The 18,691-nt window shown below is 47.8% G+C and carries 15 protein-coding genes; 12 read left to right on the forward strand and 3 right to left on the reverse strand.

Going from position 1 to position 18,691, the window contains the following annotated elements; genetic code table 11:
* The first annotated feature begins 294 nt into the window (after nt 1-294).
* The 8 genes from DESTI_RS17405 to DESTI_RS17440 all read left to right on the forward strand — a co-directional run bounded on the left by DESTI_RS17405 (nt 295) and on the right by DESTI_RS17440 (nt 9,997).
* Nucleotides 295-528: a zinc ribbon domain-containing protein gene (locus DESTI_RS17405; RefSeq protein ID WP_014811283.1), complete on the forward strand. Its 234-nt coding sequence runs from the start codon at nt 295-297 to the stop codon at nt 526-528.
* A gap of 646 nt (nt 529-1,174) precedes the next feature.
* The gene (locus tag DESTI_RS17410; protein ID WP_014811284.1) at nt 1,175-2,182 is read left to right on the forward strand and encodes an ABC transporter substrate-binding protein; all 1,008 of its coding nucleotides are present in this window, start codon (nt 1,175-1,177) and stop codon (nt 2,180-2,182) included.
* A 9-nt stretch (nt 2,183-2,191) separates the two neighbouring features.
* A complete protein-coding gene (locus tag DESTI_RS29070) occupies nt 2,192-4,771 on the forward strand; it encodes a PAS domain S-box protein (RefSeq protein WP_014811285.1) in 2,580 nt (859 codons plus the stop codon).
* On the forward strand, nt 4,768-5,226 hold the full coding sequence (locus DESTI_RS17420; protein ID WP_014811286.1) for a response regulator: 459 nt from the start codon (nt 4,768-4,770) through the stop codon (nt 5,224-5,226). The genes DESTI_RS29070 and DESTI_RS17420 overlap by 4 nt, the downstream gene beginning before the upstream one ends.
* A gap of 28 nt (nt 5,227-5,254) precedes the next feature.
* Nucleotides 5,255-7,387 (forward strand): sigma 54-interacting transcriptional regulator, encoded by a 2,133-nt coding sequence (locus DESTI_RS29075; RefSeq protein ID WP_014811287.1) that lies wholly within the window; start codon nt 5,255-5,257, stop codon nt 7,385-7,387.
* A 191-nt stretch (nt 7,388-7,578) separates the two neighbouring features.
* On the forward strand, nt 7,579-8,106 hold the full coding sequence (locus DESTI_RS17430; RefSeq protein WP_014811288.1) for a V4R domain-containing protein: 528 nt from the start codon (nt 7,579-7,581) through the stop codon (nt 8,104-8,106).
* Nucleotides 8,107-8,177: 71 nt separating this feature from the next.
* Nucleotides 8,178-9,389, forward strand: coding sequence for a sensor histidine kinase (locus DESTI_RS29080; protein ID WP_014811289.1), 1,212 nt, complete (start codon nt 8,178-8,180; stop codon nt 9,387-9,389).
* Nucleotides 9,390-9,619: 230 nt separating this feature from the next.
* A complete protein-coding gene (locus DESTI_RS17440) occupies nt 9,620-9,997 on the forward strand; it encodes a hypothetical protein (RefSeq protein ID WP_014811290.1) in 378 nt (125 codons plus the stop codon).
* A gap of 156 nt (nt 9,998-10,153) precedes the next feature.
* Here the strand turns inward: DESTI_RS17440 and DESTI_RS17445 are convergent, their stop codons facing one another.
* Nucleotides 10,154-10,381, reverse strand: coding sequence for a hypothetical protein (locus DESTI_RS17445; protein ID WP_014811291.1), 228 nt, complete (start codon nt 10,379-10,381; stop codon nt 10,154-10,156).
* Nucleotides 10,382-10,606: 225 nt separating this feature from the next.
* Between DESTI_RS17445 and DESTI_RS17450 the strand changes: the two genes are divergently transcribed.
* The 4 genes from DESTI_RS17450 (at nt 10,607) to DESTI_RS17465 (ending at nt 15,830) form a co-directional block, all read left to right on the forward strand.
* Nucleotides 10,607-10,846 (forward strand): helix-turn-helix domain-containing protein, encoded by a 240-nt coding sequence (locus tag DESTI_RS17450; protein ID WP_083846791.1) that lies wholly within the window; start codon nt 10,607-10,609, stop codon nt 10,844-10,846.
* Nucleotides 10,847-11,415: 569 nt separating this feature from the next.
* Nucleotides 11,416-14,424: a PAS domain-containing hybrid sensor histidine kinase/response regulator gene (locus DESTI_RS17455; protein ID WP_014811292.1), complete on the forward strand. Its 3,009-nt coding sequence runs from the start codon at nt 11,416-11,418 to the stop codon at nt 14,422-14,424.
* Nucleotides 14,425-14,564: 140 nt separating this feature from the next.
* On the forward strand, nt 14,565-14,993 hold the full coding sequence (gene mscL / locus DESTI_RS17460; RefSeq protein WP_014811293.1) for a large conductance mechanosensitive channel protein MscL: 429 nt from the start codon (nt 14,565-14,567) through the stop codon (nt 14,991-14,993).
* A 168-nt stretch (nt 14,994-15,161) separates the two neighbouring features.
* Nucleotides 15,162-15,830, forward strand: coding sequence for an MBL fold metallo-hydrolase (locus tag DESTI_RS17465; protein ID WP_014811294.1), 669 nt, complete (start codon nt 15,162-15,164; stop codon nt 15,828-15,830).
* 196 nt (nt 15,831-16,026) lie between these two features.
* Here the strand turns inward: DESTI_RS17465 and DESTI_RS17470 are convergent, their stop codons facing one another.
* Nucleotides 16,027-17,397: an OmpA family protein gene (locus tag DESTI_RS17470; RefSeq protein ID WP_014811295.1), complete on the reverse strand. Its 1,371-nt coding sequence runs from the start codon at nt 17,395-17,397 to the stop codon at nt 16,027-16,029.
* Nucleotides 17,397-18,449 carry a hypothetical protein gene (locus DESTI_RS17475; RefSeq protein ID WP_014811296.1) on the reverse strand — a complete coding sequence of 351 codons (1,053 nt, stop codon included), beginning with the start codon at nt 18,447-18,449 and terminating at the stop codon, nt 17,397-17,399. Before DESTI_RS17475 ends, DESTI_RS17470 begins: the two co-directional genes overlap by 1 nt.
* Between the last annotated feature and the right edge of the window lie 242 nt (nt 18,450-18,691).

Below are 18,691 nucleotides of genomic sequence, written 5' to 3' on the forward strand. Positions count from 1 at the left end.
CGGGGCCCCCGGCAAAACAGACTCCTGAGGAGCCTCTACCCTGTGTAGTGAACGAAATCAAGTGGAAGTTCCCTTATTTACACATTTCTCATACCATGCCAATGCTGCTTTCACATATCATGCGATGTTTCGTGGGAACGAATTCTCATTCGTTGATTTGAATCAAGCTAAGAAGTAATATTTTGAGTGAAACTTAACAATAGACAAATAACCCAGGCTTATATACGATGCACAATAAGGTCACTATTTGGTGAGACTTTGTCATTTTGTCAAAACAAAAAGGAGAAGACGTCAATGGATAAATTCTGCTATTCCTGTGGAGCACCTTTGGACATGCCCGACTTTAAGGGCATATCAGAAGACTACTGCAAATTTTGCATCGACGAACAGGGTAGTATAAAGCCCCGGGACGAGATTCAGGCGGTAGTTGCCGAATGGCTCAAAACGTGGCAACCCAATCTGAACGACAAGACAGCACTTGAGCGGGCAGCCAGTTATATGAAAGCTATGCCTGCATGGGCTGATTAAACTGCGAGCAATTGTTTCAAGAAATGTACAAGGGATCGACTTTCTGAAGAAAGTCCTTCCCCTGAACCTCCCCTCCTCCACATGCATAGACTTTGTTTCTAAGTGTTCATATCGCTAGTTGAACGGCACCAAAACTATCTTCCATTCTTTCCTCGGCTTGACAACAGGCGTATGTTTTTGGTAATTTACGGAAGAATTTTATGCTGGAAATTATCTAAGACGCACGGTGCGGAGGGCACTTTTTTAGACACCACTAACCTAAATCCTCAATTGAGAAAAGCCTGAACAAGGCATGCCTACAACGGACTACAAGACCGTCGTGGGCTTCTTGACTTCATTCTTTTCATTCAAAAGGGGATTCGGTGCGGTTTACTTTGTCGCAACCAGGTAATTTTCTTAATCAATGTATTACTGATTCTTCACCTTCTCGAACAAGAGGCGTCAATGGACTTCTATTGCAGGTTGCAAGAACGCTTTCAGTTTTCCCGGTGAAACGTTATAGACGGGGGATCGCTCTGCTTTTCAGTGAAAGACCCGGAATGAACGATTCCCTATTTTCTGAAATCCGTGCCCCTGAGACGCAGTAGCAAGAAAAACTATTAAGCATGAGAAGCGCGCAGGAATTTGGTCGGAGGGAATTCGTACATTGAACAGACATCATTTTTCAGGAATTCTTCTCCTTTTTTTATCTGTCATCTCGTTAGCCTGTTTGTACGGATGTGATGCATCCCAACCGAACACCAAAGCGGCTGATGCTACCGAGAAACTGGTTATTTCCACCTATCCGGGAGATCATTCTGCATTATTGTGGATTGCCGAGAAACAGGGATACTTCTCTGCGCGAGGTGTTGACGTACGACTGGAAATCGAGGAATCCGGACTGGCTTCACTACGGCAGGTGTTTGCAGGAAAGGCCGGTCTGGCGACCGTATCTGAATTCGTTTTTGTGAGCAACATTAGTGAACATCCGGAGCTTCGCGTCCTTTCCGCTATCGGACAGACTCGTGATGTAAGGCTTGTCGCGCGAAAGGATCATGACATCACCGAGATATCCGATCTTAGAAACAAACGAATAGGCGTTGTTCGTTCCACCGTTGCCGATTATTTTTTTCACCTTTTTCTCATGTTCCACCGCATTCCCCGCCAGGAAATCCACATCGTGGACCTGACTCCTTCCGAACAGATAAAAGCCATCGCCAAAGGCGAAATCGATGCAGCAGTAACCTGGGCTAATTTCGCCAAGGAGATGGAAAACACATTAGGTGATAAAATGATAAGTTGGCCGGCCCAGAGCGAACAAGATTATTATTGGCTGCTCGTCGGGACCAACTCCACTCTGGAAAGACAATCCTCTGAGATAAAAAAAATCTTGTCTGCACTGGATGCTGCAGATGATTTCTTGCACAATCATCGTGATGAGGCGCTTCGGATCCTGGTATCCAAACTGGGCCCCCATCACATACCGGAAGTATGGGAAAATAGCAGTTTCGATCTCAGTCTGAGCCGCCCTTTTGTCCTGGCAATGGAAGCGGAGTTGAGATGGATGAAATCCAGTCAGGGTGTTCAGGAATTCGAGATGCCGGACCTCTTGGACTTTATCCACTTTGGCGTGTTACAGTCCGTCCGACCCGAAAAGGTCCAGATGCTTCACTAGGGACCATTGATGACCATCAAGCGTAGAATTTTAATCACCTCCATTTTCTTCATCGTCCTGATGCTGATCATCGGTTCGATTCTCTTCTGGAATTCCCATGAGGTGAGAAAAGGTATTCGCCAGAGTGGAATTACCTCCGAAGTGGTCAGAAGCGCCTTCCTGATGAAGTCCTTCATGGATGAATACCTTACACATGCAGGCAGCCGTCCGTTGAGGCAATGGATCAAGCAGAACGAAGTTCTGGGTAAAATCATCGACGATGCGAAGGCAGATAGTTCATTCGATCGGGTACTATTACGGGATCTGGCTGATAAATATCGAGACGTCAACTCCGCGTACCGGCAAATTGTGGAAGTGGGCAAAAACACAGATCATTACCTTGATCTGAAGCTGCTCAAGGAAACATTGTCAGGCATGGTGTCCGTGCGTCTTGAGGAGTTGGTTAATGCAGCAGAACGCCTGGACAGGGCTACACGTTCCCAGATGCTGCAGAAACAGAGGATTACAGAAGTATCGGTGCTGATCGCGTTTCTGACAATGATCGGGATTATCATTCTCAATCTCCTCCTCATCAGGAAAGCGGTTCTTTCTCCAATACAAGAACTCTCCCGAGGTGCAGAGATTATCGGTTCAGGAGATTTCGATCATTCCATAGTCACAAACAGCAGGGATGAAATAGGAGTGCTGGCCCAAACTTTTAACGGCATGGTGCGGAGACTGCGTCAATCCTATGATTCCCTGCAAGCGGAGATCGAAGAACGCAAACGGGCTGAACAGACTGTTGTGGCCGAACGAAAACGGCTTTACGACATGTTGGAAACAATGCCGGTTATGGTCTGCCTCTTGACGCCGGATTTTCATATTGCATTCGCCAACCGCAGTTTTCGTGAAAAATTTCCTGACGAAAAGGGAAGGAAGTGTTTCGAATATCGTTTCAATCGTGAAGAACCGTGTGATTTTTGCGCGGCGTGCAATGTGCTCGAAACAGGTGAACCCCATCAATGGGAAAGTATGGCGCCGGACGGCAGCATCATAGAAGGTTTCAAATATCCGTTTACCGATGTTGACGGTTCGCCTCTCATACTGGAAATAGGTATCGACATTACCGAGCGTAGAGAAGCAGAACAAATTCGGGAAAAATCTCTTGAAAATGCGGCAATCCTCAGTAGAGTTTTCTCTACAACGCATTTTTCGCTTGTTTATCTCGATAAAGAGTTTAACTTTATTCAGGTAAATAAAGCGTATGCAGACGCGTGTGGTTATCCTCCGGAGTACTTTCCGGGAAAAAACCATTTCGATCTGTACCCGCATGAAGAGAACGAGTCCATTTTCAGGCGAGTGGTTGAAACGGGCGAAGCTTTCACGGTTTATGCAAAACCGTTTGATTTTCCTGACGATCCCGATCGAGGAACAACATATTGGGATTGGAGCCTTTATCCGATAAAAGATGCAGACGGACAAGTTGAAGGACTTGTCTTCATCCTCCTGGACGTAACTGACAGGCATAAGGTCGAGGAGGCTTTGCAGGCTGCAAGCGCATACAACCGTAGTTTGATCGAAGCCAGCCTGGATCCCCTCGTCACTATCAGTCCAAAAGGAATTATCACTGACGTCAATACCGCCACTGAGAAGGTCACAGGATTTTCCCGGGAAGAGCTTGTCGGCACAAATTTTTCGGATTACTTCACCGATCCCGAAAAAGCGCGGGAAGGCTATGAAACAGTATTTAGAGACGGTTTAGTGAGCGACTACGAATTGGAGCTTCAACATAGGTATGGCGGAACTGTTCCCGTAATGTACAATGCTTCTCTGTATCGGGATATGTACGGAAGCATTGTCGGAGTCTTTGCGGCTGCCCGCAATGTCAGTGAGCGCAAGAAGGCGGAAGAGGAACTTCTGAGATCGAACAAAGATCTGGAGCAATTCGCTTATGTGGCCTCCCACGATTTGCAGGAGCCTCTGCGTAATATCGCAGGTTGCATGCAAATGCTTGAGAGAAAATACCAGACTCGGCTCGATTCAGATGCGATTCAATACATTCATTATGCAGTGGACTCCGCGGTACGCATGAAAACGCTCATCCTGGATTTGTTGACGTACTCGCGAGTGGGAACCCGGGGAAAACCTCCAAAATTGACAGACTGCGGCCAAATATTGGCAGAGGCTTTGAACAATTTGAAGACAATCATTTCCGATACCGGAGCGATAATTACTCATGATCCTCTGCCCACTGTAACAAGTGACGAGACCCAATTACTCCAGGTATTTCAAAATCTCATAGCAAATGCTATAAAGTTTCGGAAGAAGGACGTTGCTCCGCATATTCATATTTCAGCAGTCAAGAATAGGAATAATTGGATCTTCTCCGTAAAAGATAATGGCATCGGGATCGATTCCCAGTATCTCGATCGCATTTTTGTGATTTTTCAAAGGCTCAACAAGAGATCGGAATATGAAGGTTCCGGAATGGGGCTGGCTATAGTAAAAAAGGTAGTGGAACGTCATGGCGGAAGAGTGTGGGCAGAGTCGGAGCCGGACGTTGGAACTACGTTGTACTTCACCATACCAAAAAGGGGTTTACAAGTATGATGGTCAGGGGCATGCAGGTGCAATCAGTTGAAATTCTCCTGGTTGAAGACAATCCTATTGACGTGTTGATGACCAAAGAAGCGTTTACCGCCGCCAGGATATGCAATAATTTACATGTTGTAGAAGATGGTGAGGAAGCTCTGGATTTTCTCTATAAACGAGGAAGATTTACAGACGCTCCTACCCCCGGCATCATTCTGTTGGATCTAAATCTTCCCAAGAAAGATGGACGTGAAGTATTGGCGGACATTAAGAAACATCCGTCTTTGCATCATATTCCCGTCGTTATTCTCACTACTTCTGAATCTCCTGAAGATATCTGGAGAAGCTATGAACTGCATGCCAATTGCTTCATCACCAAGCCGGTCGACGTGGAACAATTCAACCATGCGCTGGAACGCCTTGGCGAGTTTTGGTTCACCCTGGTCAGACTTCCAGAAGCCCAGTGCGAATAAACACAAGATCGGGGACTGAGAGTTCAGCATGGACCTAATACGAGTGCTAATTGTAGAAGACAATCCCGTAGATGCCCTTTTTCTGAAAGAAGCGCTGAGAGAGATCACGAACACGAAATTTTCGCTCACGCATGCGGAAACAATTGAGAGCGCTCAAAAGTGTCTGGAAGAAGAAACCTTCGATGTTATCACTTTGGATCTGGGATTGCCCGATGCTCAGGGAATTGAGACTTTTCTGGAGATAAAAAAGGTTAATCCTGATATTCCTGTTGTGGTCCTCTCCGGTCTCGATGACGAAACGGTGGCCATTCAATCCGTGAGAGAAGGCGCACAAGATTACCTCCTAAAAGACAAATACGACGGGTATTTGCTGTCACGATCCATAGCATTCGCTATAGAGCGTAAGCAAGCGGAAAAGGCTTTGAGAAGAGCCCAGCAACGCTTCGAGTTGGCCCTGACCGGTGCGGATCTGGGCTGGTGGGACTGGAATATTAAAACAGATGAGGGAGTCCTTAACGAGCAGGGAGCTAGAATACTCGGCTTTAGGTTAGATGAAATAGCACCGAGTCGTGAGAAATGGAGAAAATGTGTGCATCCGGATGATGAACCCTCTGTTCTAGCCGCACTGAATAGACACATGGAGGGAAGCACGGCTGCATTCGAATCTGAACACCGCCTGCGCACAAAAAACCGCGAATGGGTCTGGATTCTCTTGCGCGGGAAAGTTGTCGAATGGGATTCTGAAGGCCATCCCGTACGAATGGCCGGCACTATTATGGATATTACGGCGAACAAAACGGCTCAGGAAGCTATACGGCAAAGTGAGCAACGTTTCAGAGCCATTTTTGAAGCAGCCGAAGATTACATTTTTCTTAACGATAGATCCTCAAAGTATATCGATGTAAATCCTGCGGCGGAACGATTCCTGGGGGCACCTGCATCCAAAATTATCGGTAAAACGTACAAAGATTTTCTACATCCTGAAGATGCCGCTTACATAAGAGATGTGGATTCACGAGTTCTCAAGGGGGAATCAATACAAAGCGAGCACACAGCCAGAATTAATGGTGCAATGGTGACTCTTTCCGACACAAAAGTCCCCCTGAAGGACGATTCGGGCCAGGTCATAGGTATTCTCACCATAGCTCGCGACATTACCGACCTGAATAGAATCAAGATCTCTCCGGATACTATGGAAGAATATCCTTCCAAAGCTATGCAAGCTACTCTCAAGAAAGCGTTGATAGCAGCAAAGACGAATATCACTATCCTGTTGACCGGAGAAAGCGGTAGTGGAAAGGATCATCTCGCCCAATATGTTCACAGGCACTCTCTTCGTGCAGGGAGCTCGTATTTTTCCATTAACTGTGCGGCCATAGCACCGAATCTGGCCGAATCGGAACTTTTCGGCCATGAAAAAGGAGCTTTTACCGGTGCGGCTGCACGAAAACGAGGAATGCTCGAGTTGGCCGAAGGTGGCACGCTCTTGTTGAATGAGATCGGTGAGCTTTCATTGCCGCTCCAATCAAAGCTCCTGACGTTCCTGGATACCAAGAAATTTACGAGAGTCGGCGGTGAGAAAGAAATCTCGGTAGACGCAAGACTCATTGCCGCTACGAATAGAGACCTGGAAAAAGAAGTGGCAGAAGGGCGTTTCCGACAAGATCTCTTCTACCGGTTAAATGTTATGAGAATAGAAATTCCGCCGCTCCGGGAAAGATCTGAAGATATTCCCCTGCTTGTGGAGCAGCTTCTCGTAAAACTTGGCGTGGAAATGCAGCTTCATGAGAGACCTCTGATTTCTCCACAGATTCTCAACGCCCTTAAGAAATATCAATGGTCCGGAAACGTCCGTGAACTGAGAAACGTCCTGGAGCGTGCTTTGATGCTATCGGACGGGAGAACACTGACCCTTGCACATCTCGGGCTTCAAGACGATATGCAATTCTCTTCCGACGGCAATAAGACTTCATTTTCCATATCTTTCCCCACGGAACAGTCTCTCAATGAGATCACCCATGATTTGAAACGATTCATGGTCAATGAAGCTCTGCGACACTCGGGCGGCAGCAGGGTCGGAGCCGCCAAGTTACTGAGAATCTCACGCTATTCTTTGAAGCACTATATGAATAAGCTCGGGCTCGATGACGATATGGAGTGAGACGACTTCGTCTTCGGGTTGTCTTGACACAATTATGTACAGTAGCATCTTGTATTCGACAAAAGGGAAATTGGGTTATGCTGCATATGCGCTGTTACAGGTCCCTCTGTCAAACAGATTCTTGGCACTTACGGCGACCCCAAACCGGATCGGATGAAGACTCCGTTCCATAGGCATGGGGAGGTGGAACAATGTTCAAAGAGGAGCGAACGGCCTATAAATTCCGGTGGCAGGACTTGGGCGACATCGAGGAAGGTAGACCCAATCTGGGTCCAAGCACCGGCGTGGCCGTTTACAGACTTATGCAATACTCGTTGAGAGACGTCTTAATTGTCAAATACGGTGTGCAAAGGACCAATGAAATCCTCAAAGAAGCGGGAAAGCTAGCAGGCTCCGAGTTCTGCAAAAACGTGCTGAATATGGATCTTGGGCCGGATGAATTTCTCGCTGAACTGCAAGACAAACTTAGGTCGCTTGGTATTGGGATCTTGAGGGTAGAATACGCCGACTTCGAGAAAATGCGGTTTACGCTGACCGTTTCCGAGGACTTGGATTGCTCCGGCCTGCCTGTGGTGGGGGAGACTGTCTGCGACTATGATGAAGGATTTATCGCGGGAATTCTGTATGCGTATTCTCAAAAAGAATTTGATGTCACTGAAGTTGATTGCTGGGCATCAGGCGGAAGGACCTGTCGCTTTGCGGTTAGTTTGAAAGAATAGGGCTGGCGCTCACTGACACGAGCGTAGGCTTGTTACCATGCCCGCTGGACTATTGAGTTTGGGAGCGTGTGGTGACCGAGGCGGAACTTCGAACATTACGCAACCTCACGAAAAGCATTTCAGATCTGCTTAATGGTGACGTGCCCGAGCCTCTATCCCTATCCGAGCCCGTGCATGAGGACCTCGCTCTGCTGCGGAAAGCAACCAACGATCTGATTAAGGACTTCGATGAGTCACGTAGTTTTATAAGCAGCCTCGCCAGGGGAGATCTGGGCGTCGATCCGCCGGTCCGCAATTTAATGTGTTCCCCGTACAAGCAATTGCATGCAAACCTGCGGCATCTGGTTTGGCAGACGCGGCAGGTTGCCAAAGGTGACCTGGGCCAGCGGGTTGATTTCCTTGGCGGGTTTTCCCAGGCATTCAACTCGATGATACTGTCTCTACGAGAGAAGCGATCGCTCGAGGAGGCTTTGAAAAAGTCCCACGAAGCACTTGAGGCCAAGGTCCAGGAGCGTACCGGAGAGCTTGCGGCAATAAATGAGCACCTGAAGCAGGAAATCATTGAACGCCAAAAAGCTGAAGAAGGCTTGGAAAAGGCCCTCGCCCATCTAACCCGCATCAATGACGAGTTGCGCCAATTCGCCTACGTGTCTTCTCATGATCTTAAGGAGCCGCTTCGTAATATCGCTGTTTCTGTTCAGAAACTGCAAGAACTCCTGCATATTGAGGCCGGGTCCGATGAGGAGATGTGGATGAAGTGGGCCGTCGATTCAGCCTCTAGAATGGCTTCTCTTGTTGATGATATTCTGGCGTTTTCCAGGTTGGATTCACACAAGCCGTATAGGTTGATCGATTCCGAAAAGGCTTACGAAAAAGCCTTGTCCAATTTGCGCTCTGCTATAGAAGAGAGCGGTGCGACGGTAACACACGATCGACTCCCGGCCGTGAAAGCCGATTTGAACCAACTTGCTCAAGCATTTCAACATCTTATCGGCAACGCCATAAAATATCGACGAGATGAGCCGCCTCGTGTCCATGTTTCAGTTGTAGCCGAGCATAAGGAATGCCAATTCTGCGTTCATGACAATGGAATAGGGATCAAGCAAGAATACCGGGATCGTATCTTTTCCATTTTTAAACGGCTTCACCACAATAGCGAATATCCCGGGACCGGCATCGGGCTAGCGATCGCGAAGAAAGTTATAGAGGGCCACGGCGGACGGATTTGGGTCGAGTCCGAATACGGGAAAGGCTCTCGGTTCTATTTCACTATCCCGACTTAGTAGCTGGCGGAGTGCCTGCAGGTCCCGGGATCGAGAGGACCGAACGTCTGTTACTATGGCCGAATCACATCGGCCTGCTGGAGAGCGCGAGGCGTGATGCCAAATTAAGGCCCGTGTTCCGATTTTCCTTCTTTGATTGCTAATCGCTGTAAAGTCGCTGGTTGTCCGCACGCGACTTTGTCCAAGTCCTCGCATCTAAGCTTGGAGGAAGAACAGGAGGAAAAGAAGCCATGAAAACACTTCTTGGGTTGTTGTTATTGATAATATCTGTAACGATCAATATGGCAAACGCGGACACAATTACCGGGAACCCGTTTCCCGTATCGCTCTGTTACGGTATTCAGACCTATATAGACCAGATCGACAGGGCATGGACGCAATCCGGGATCGATTCGGATACGCGGAAGACCATCATGGATGCTGCCAGATCGCAGCTCGGGATAATTTACGATCAATCCAAGGACAACTTATCGATTGAAGATCGCCTGCGTTTCTCAATCGGGTTGGACGAATTTGTACAAAACTTAAATCGCGGTAATCTCGATACCACCGACTTGAATCGCCTGCAAAGCAGGTTGATGCAGACGTGTAGCATCGGTATGCCATAAAGCAGCCGTATGCAGTCTGTTTCACGGAGACGGGTAGAGGTCGGTTACTTGCTAAATCGATCTATAATACGCGATTACCGCATTTCAGGATTTGTCGTGATAACAAGATCATAGTTCCTAACTGCAATTTTTGAGAATTTGGTTAAGAGCGCCGTGTCATCTCTTTTCGAGAGCACCCATTAATGCTCGGATCTCGGTTTGCATTGCCCTGAAAGCGGCTTCCATGGTAGTAAGTTTGCCTTCCAATGCTCTCACGTGCTCGGTCGTCAGCATGTTTACCTGAATCTGATCCATTTGTCTTGAGTGTGAGTCCAAGTTTCTTGAGATGCCCTCCAGGCGAGAAGCCATTTCCTTGACAACTTCTGGAACCGGTAAAACTGCCATGTTGGCCCCCTCTATGGTAATTTGTCGCTTGCTTTTGCGACATGTGTACGTCCTTACGAGAATGAAAATCTATCATTGAATGGCAGTGGGATTGCCTCTCATTCCGAATTATTGGTCGATAAACTGTCAAGGATAATCTAATTTACTATTACAATGTTTGTGTCCTGTGTCAACACTTATTTTTAATTGTGTGCAAGCAACGATCGAAGTCCATACCAGAGCAACATGTCACTTAGTCGCCTGGAAACACGTCTTTACAGTGTGCTTGTCACCGTAGCCAAAGAGCATGGCGTAAGGAGCCGTCGAGGTTTCAGAATTCAGTTCCCTCTTACCCACGAAGATCTCAGTTTCCTTGTCGGTGCACATCGTGTGAGCATCACCAGAGCCTTGAAAGCCCTCAAGGAGTCCGGCCGATTATCGCAAGAAGGGAAGACATTGATTGTCTATCCCGAGGAAGCAGCATAGACATTATAACAGTTGCCAAAATTAGTGTCCGATTGAAGATTTAGGAATATTGGTGGGTGCCGTGCCTCCGTGCCGGCACATTTTTCAAATACAGATCAACCGGTTCGGGCCGGCAGAGAGGAGGGAGAGACCGTCTCAAAAATCAAAATTTACCCTGGATCGTGGCACGATTCTTTGTCCATTCATGAATTTTGAGACACTTTCGGGGCGCCGGTCCCTACTAATATCTTGTAATTCACACGAGGGATAAACTACAGAATTTTCGGCACTGACTATAAGTATTCGTCCGCTCTCCAACTCTCAGGAAAAGCGCATTCAAAACCGGACAATTATTCTCAAAATCAAGGACTCCAGACTCATTGCATGTGTTGACCGCAGAGAATTTACTTACGCAATAAGTCTCGTCTTATTACTTACTTGTCAGATTATTCATCCTCCGTCTTGGATTCAAGTTGAAAAAAAAACCTGGAAGGATATACTCCAGGGCTATGCATTTATGGCATATCAAAGCGGACGAAAATCTTGTCAGGACACATAACCTAATGCATTAGAACGGTGGGAATGAAGCCGTGAGTTTGGTCTTTATCATCGCAGCCGTGATTACCGGATTCGTGGCTGCAAGCCTCTGTTTTTTTCAGACTACCAGAAAAACGTATCCAGGCTTTGGCTATTGGACTGCGGGGGTGGGCGTTATCGCCGTGGGATATCTCCTGATAGGCATCCGGGGCCAAATACCTTTCTGGATCTCCATATTGAGCAACATGCTGTTTCCGCTCGGAATGGTTTTACATCTGGACGGTATACGACGTTTTTTCGGTCTGAGCCCTGCTTCCAAATGGTGGTACACCCTTCCCGCAGTGGTTGCAGGCGGAATAATAGTCTTCTATTGCGTGTGGGATGAACCGGTTTTGAGAGGTTGCGTCATCTCGGTTTCTCTCGTTGCTGTCCACTGGACAATGGCAGCATTACTGTTTTCGGGGGATCTCCCGTACAAATCCGTGTTCCGTCGGACAATCGCATTTCTTCTAGTCACAGGCGCAGCATTGATTCTTGCTCGGGCCATATGGATGATCTCTGACACAGGTTTTCTTTTATTCCGTTCTCCCGGAGAGTTCGTCTTCTTCACGCTCTTTATATTGATTCACTTGGGCGAGAATCTGTCGATGGTGATGCTGAACGCTGAACGGGTGGAAGACGAGCTTCTCGAAGCCGAAGCGGGGTTGAGTCAAACGGTAGCTCGCCTGGAAGAAGCATTGGCTCGACAGAAGATCGCCGAAAAATCACTGAGGGAAAGCGAAGAGCGTTATAAGACCTTTTTCGATACTTCGCGAGATGCGGTCTTCATCTCGACGACAACAGGTCAGTTTGTCGATTTCAATGATGTTGCCCTGGAAATGCTTGGCTATTCCCCGAATGACAGACAAGAAGTCATGACGAAGAGTACCTTTTCCTTCTATGTGAGACCCGAGGATCGGGAAATCCATGTAGCAGCGGTATCGAGGATGGGCTTCCTCAAAGATTATCCGGTAGATCTGCGTAAGAAGGATGGGACGATTATTCACTCACTGGTGACCACGGTAGCCAAGAAAGACTCCAGCGGCAATGTAGTGGGGTTCCAAGGGACCTTTCGGGATATTACCGAACTGAAAAAAGCTGACGATGCACTGCGAGAAAGCGAGGAACGATACAGGCTCATTTTCAACAATGCGCCACTAGGTATCATGCACTTCGACTCCAGCGGCGTAATTGTTGACTTCAACGAAAGATTTTCAAGAATTATCGGAGCCGAAAGAAACGCTATTCTTGGTTTCAACATGCTGGAGAGAGTAAAAGATCCCATGATGCTTGAGGCAGTTCAACAATGTCTTAACAGCGGATCCGGGTACTTTGAAGGCGATTATCTTTCTGTAACCGGCAATAAATCCACTCCTGTCAGAGCCCTGTACAGCCGGATCGATTCTGATGATGGCCGATTCCTCGGAGCGATTGGACTATTCGAGGATATCAGCGAGCGCAGAAAAGCCCAGCGGCAGTTGCAGGAAAGAGAACAAATGTTGGCAAGCATCCTCTCTGCTTCGCCGATCGGAATAGCATTAACGAATGTGGAGAGAAAACTTATTTGGGTCAATGACTCTTGGCTCCGCATATTCGGTTTTGAAAGGTATGACGAATGCGTCGGCCGGAGCACGGAAATGCTGTACCCATCCAAGGAGGAATTTATCCGCTTAGGCAAGATCATCCAATCGGCCTTGGTTGAGTCGAGAGTCATAGATGCTGAAGCAAAAATGGTAAGAAAGGACGGGACGGTTTTTGATGCCCATGTTCGGCTCAATCCGGTGGATCCGACAGATGAGAATAAAGGGTATATTTCAGCTCTCGAAGATATATCCGAAAAGATAAGGACCAATCGGGAACGTGAACAGTTAAAAAATCAGCTCTTCCAGGCACAAAAAGCAGAGGCAATCGGAACCCTGGCTGGAGGTATCGCGCATGATTTTAATAACTTGCTTACCATTATTCTCGGATATTCGGAAATACTCCTTCAAGAAACTGATGAGAACACTCTTGCACATGAGGATTTGCAGAAAATCGTGCAATCGGCCCAGAACGGTTCGGATTTGATTCAACGTTTATTGATGCTGAGCAAAAGGGCGGAAACGCATCCTATCTTTCTGGATTTGAATCGTCAGATTCGAGAGACCATGGCTCTGTGGTCTCGTTCTATACCCAAGACGATTTGGGTGGAACTGAGTCTGGACGATAATCTGGGTCTTGTCCGGGCAGACCCGGCTCAAATCGATCAGATATTGATGAACCTGGCAAACAATGCGGAAGAATCCATGGAGAACGGGGGGAAGCTTACCGTGACAACCTCCATGGTGACACTGGATGATGAATTTTGCAGAAGACACCCCGAAATGAGCCCTGGTAATTTTGCGCTTCTCACTGTTTCCGATACCGGCAGGGGGATGGATGAAGAGACTCAGGAAAGAATGTTCGATCCGTTCTTCACGATCAAAGGCTGGGATTCTCGAAAGGGAAAAGGTCTTGGACTCCCGGTTGTGCTTGGAATTGTCCAGCAACACGGCGGCTGTATTGAGTGCTTGAGTGAAGTCGGCAAAGGAACTGTGTTCAGAATTTATCTGCCTATCTTTGAGACTCAACCTTCTCCTGAACAGGAGATCTCCCCTACAATGCCAGCTAAAGGGACAGAGACGATCCTTCTTGCAGATGATGAAGTGCTTGTAAGGGATCTCGGATCGCGATTCTTGACAAAGTCGGGTTACCGAGTACTGACTGCAGCCAACGGTCGGGAAGCATTAGCAATATATAAGGAGCATCGATCCAATATTTCGTTGGTGATTCTTGACCTGATCATGCCTGAGATGGATGGCGCACAGTGTCTCAACGAACTTGTAAAAATAGACCCCCACGTACGAGTAATAGTATCCAGTGGACACTCCGATTCCGAACGCCTGAAGGATGTGCATTTCGAATCCATCAAAGCCTTTGTGAAAAAACCCTATGACGTGAAGCAGTTTCTTTCTGTGGTTCGATCCGTGCTTGATGCTGAATAGAAGATCCCCACATTTTCGGTATCAAAATACGCGTCGTTAAGCTGGAGTCACAGAGGGAGATCGCATGAGTCTTGCCAATCTTCTGCCCGGAAGTGATACAATTACAATTAATGGATTTTGCGAGCACAGGGGGGAAAGCAATGTTAAAAGAATTCAAAGAATTTGCCATGCGTGGCAATGTTTTGGACATGGCGATCGGTATTATTATCGGTGCCGCATTCGGGAAAATTGTAAATTCATTTGTTGCGGATATTCTCATGCCGCCCATCGGACTTCTGCTCGGAAACGTGGATTTCTCGAATTTATTCGTGAACCTTTCCGGCACTCGCTACAGTTCATTGGCTGAAGCCAAAACTGCCGGAGCAGCCACCCTCAATTACGGCGCTTTTCTCAACACATTGATAGACTTCATCATCGTGGCCTTCGCAATCTTTCTCCTTGTCCGCCAGGTCAATCGGTTCAGAGCTCAACCGGAAGTAACGACAAAAGAATGCCCGGAGTGTTTGTCGAAGATTCCCCTGAAAGCGTCGCGGTGCCCTCACTGCACGTCAGAGTTGAAGTCATCGTAACTGATCGTTCCTGTTTGATAAAGGGCCGATTCCGGATTTTTTTACTAGATGTGCCGGCACGGAGGCACTGCACCCACCGATTATCGAAAGGGCGCTTTTCGCAATCGAACAAAAAAATTCTGAAATTTGCTATAATCGTCCTGAATCGTGAGGAACGAACGAGGAAGTATGAGCAAGAAAATCCTTGAGAATCTCTGGCAAGTCGGCGGCAGCGGACTGACGGATCCTGCGGATGCGGCTGTTTATCTGGTTCGATTCGGTGATAAGGCAGCTCTCATCGATGCCGGATGCGGAAACGCACATTCGCGCTTGAAAAAGCACGTCACCAAATGCCTCTCTCCGAATGTGCAACTGGAATATCTTCTCCTCACTCATTGCCACTTTGACCACACCGGCGGCGCCGAAGCCGTAAGAGAGGACTTCGGCTGCAGGATCGTGGCACACGAGTTGGATGCTGTGTACCTCGAATCAGGTGACAGTGAAGTAACTGCTGCTTCCTGGTATGGCACGCGGATGCCCCCCCTGTCAGTCGATATTAAGCTTAGCGGCGAGAATTCGGTCCTTACAATTGGAGACGGCACAGTAAATGCTATTCACTGGCCCGGCCATTCTCCAGGTTCTGTTGTGTACACTACTCTGATTGAGAATAAGCTCGTGCTCTTCGGGCAAGACGTGCACGGCCCCATCCACCCTGCCCTCCTCTCCGACGAAGAACAATACCAATCCTCTCTGGCGAAACTCCTTGCTCTCAATGCTGATCTTCTGCTGGAAGGTCACTTCGGCATTCTCCATACAAAAGAAGAAGTGCAGGAGTTCATTCAATCCTTCATGAGATAATCAAGAACGAGAATCGGGGAGGAACTTCTTGTAAGAAGTTCCTCCCCGAACCCCACCTCAAGAACTTTCAATACTCGTCGAAACCTCGATTTCCCTGCGGGAAATGGAGGTTCCGACGAATGTTAAAAGTTTCTTGGAGGGAGTTTGGGGGGCTTTCTTTGCATAGAAGGTCCCCCGAAATCCGCCTTTCTCGATCTTAGAAGGTAGTGATTTTCAGTTCGATGCGGCGGTTGATTTTGCGGGAATCCGGTAGAATTCTCGGATCTATGGGGTGGAATTCGCCGAAGGAGGCTGATGCAATACGATTGGAGGGTATTCCGCCCGATATTAGATATCGCACCACTTCCATGGACCGTGCAGCGCCAAGTTCCCAGTTTGACTTGAATCTGGATCCTGCCGATGTCGGCACATCGTCAGTGTGGCCTTGAACCAGAATGACCATGTCCAAGTCCTTGGGTATTTTCACGGCCATTTCTTTGTAAATTTTCAAGAACTTGTCGAGTTCCTGTTTTCCTCGTTCATTCACGGTCTCTTTGCCGGAAGGAAAAAGAATCTCCGCCTGGAAAATGAACCTGTCTCCTTGGATTTTGATGTCGGGAATTCCTCTGAATACCTCATCGAGCTTGGAGAGAAACTCGCTCCTGTAGCGTGCCAGTTTTCGTAGTTTGTCTATTTCTTTATCTTTTTCTCCAATGAGATGCACCAGTTGTCCTATTCTGAACTGCTTCTCGGAACTTTCTTGAGTTTCGGCGAGCTTGGAGGAGATATTCTCCAACTGAGATTTCAGTGATACGATCTCTTTCTGAAGCTGCGCTGCTTTAGTTTTTTCTTTCTGCTCGGATTCGGCGGAATTGGCTAACATGGTATTGAGCCTGGAAATGTCGCTCAGGTATGTTTCTACTTTCTTATTCAAGTCTGCTATGGTGCGATTGAGGGCAGCGATTTCAGAAGTAAGCGTAGCAATGCGTGAAACTTTCTCCGTGACTTCGTCTTGGGCAGTCTTTGTCTTCTTCTCTGATTCACTCAACTGAAGATTTGCATGCGCCAGTTTCTGCTCGGAAGATTCCAGGAGTTCGCTCTTACTCTTTAATCCGGCAAGCAGCGTGGCAATTTCACCCTGATGCATTTCCAGCGCCTTTTGGGTTTGTTCTGCAAGGTCCTTCTGTTCGGACAGTTGCTTTCCGGAAGATTCCAGTTCGGCCTCTCTTTGGGCCAGGAGTTGTGTTTTCTCAAGAAGTTGCGCTGCAGATGCTGCTATTTCTCTTCGAAGCTGCTCCAATATTTGCTGGAGATTTGCCGACTTATTCTGTTCGGCTCCGAACAACTCGGCCAGCCTGGCAGTTTCTTGCCTGAATCGATCCAATTCTTCGGATGTGCGCCGAATTTCCTGGTTAAGCCTTTCCAGTTCGCTGTCTTTCTTGCTCAGTGAGCGTGACAGTATGGTTTCGGTAATCGTGAAAATGGTTATGACAAAGATGAAAATGAGAAGAAGCGCGACCATGACATCGGTAAAGCCGGGCCACACATTGAAATTTCGTTCCGTACGAGAGAGAGTTCGTCTAGCCATCACGAGCTTTCTTTACGGGTTTTTTCCGCTGTTCCATCAAGGATTTGAGCAGGATTCCCGCGGAGATTGGCAAGTCCGATGGATACGATTTTATTGACTAATCTGTCTTCGGATTCGAAGATTTCCCGCATCTCATGGCCGGATTTTTCGATTGACTCTCTGGATTTTCGCGTCTCTTCCAGAAGATCCTTCGTGTGATGCCCGAGAACATCGATCCGATCCAGAAGATTGCTGACCAGGTAGTCGAATTTCGGTGCGAGAGCGGGTTCAACCGTTGGCTGCATTGACATTTGGACGGTCGGCGGTTCCGCAGTGGCCGGCAACATGGAAGTTACCACGAAGTAATCCAGATCGGCATGCAATCTGGAGCGAGCTTGTCTCGTTTGAATATCTACAAACCCCACGAGCACCGATCCGGCCAATCCGAACAGTGAAGTGCTGAATGCTGTCGAGAGACCTCCCAGCATTCCGCTGATGGAAGATTTGAATTGCGTGAGAAAAGCAACCGGATCGTCGATTTTCTCTGGCTGAAGTGCGAACAGAACGTCCTTTACCCCTGAAACAGTGCTCAGTAGCCCCCAGAACGTACCGATCAACCCGAGGAGCACCATGACGCCCAGAAGGTACCGCACAATAGAAGCCTTGTTCTCTTCATATTCAGCGTCCACATCTGCCAGGAGCGGTGCAATCTCCATGATCAGGCCTGCTCGGTTCTCGATTGCCAGAACACTCGAGCATCTGTTTCGTACCAGACCCTGTACTCCATCAGTTCGGAGATCGGATTTCAGTTTTTCCAACGAATTGTCCTGCAGGGCATTGGAAACGGTACGCAACACTTGGCATTCACGCAGGATTCCGGTTAGCTGCCGAAAACAGAGCACAAATCCCAGAATGCCGATTCCTACGATCAAGCCGTTTAATTGCGGTGCACTGAGAAAAAAGTCAATGAGAAGATTTCTCAAGAGGATCAATCCAAATACTATGAGAACACAGAAGACTACAGAGACCAACATAGCCCGGCGCGCAGTCCGCAAGCAGTGTAGTTGCTCCATGCATGGCTCCTTTTTCTGGTGGAGTGCGAAGATAACGTCAGCATAATCAAGGCCCTTGGAATATTTCCATTTCGTGCGATTCTGATTCGGATTGCATGATCTTGACTTGCTGAACAAAAGTCAGAGCGTTTGCGTCTAGTCTAACCGAGCGTGCCTGATATCTCAAGAGCATCTGTGAGCACGGAGACTCCCGCTTACAATGCAATGCTCAAGATGAGCAAGTGAGGAATTTTTCAAGTAAA

This window comes from Desulfomonile tiedjei DSM 6799, assembly GCF_000266945.1.
GTDB classification, from domain to species: domain Bacteria; phylum Desulfobacterota; class Desulfomonilia; order Desulfomonilales; family Desulfomonilaceae; genus Desulfomonile; species Desulfomonile tiedjei.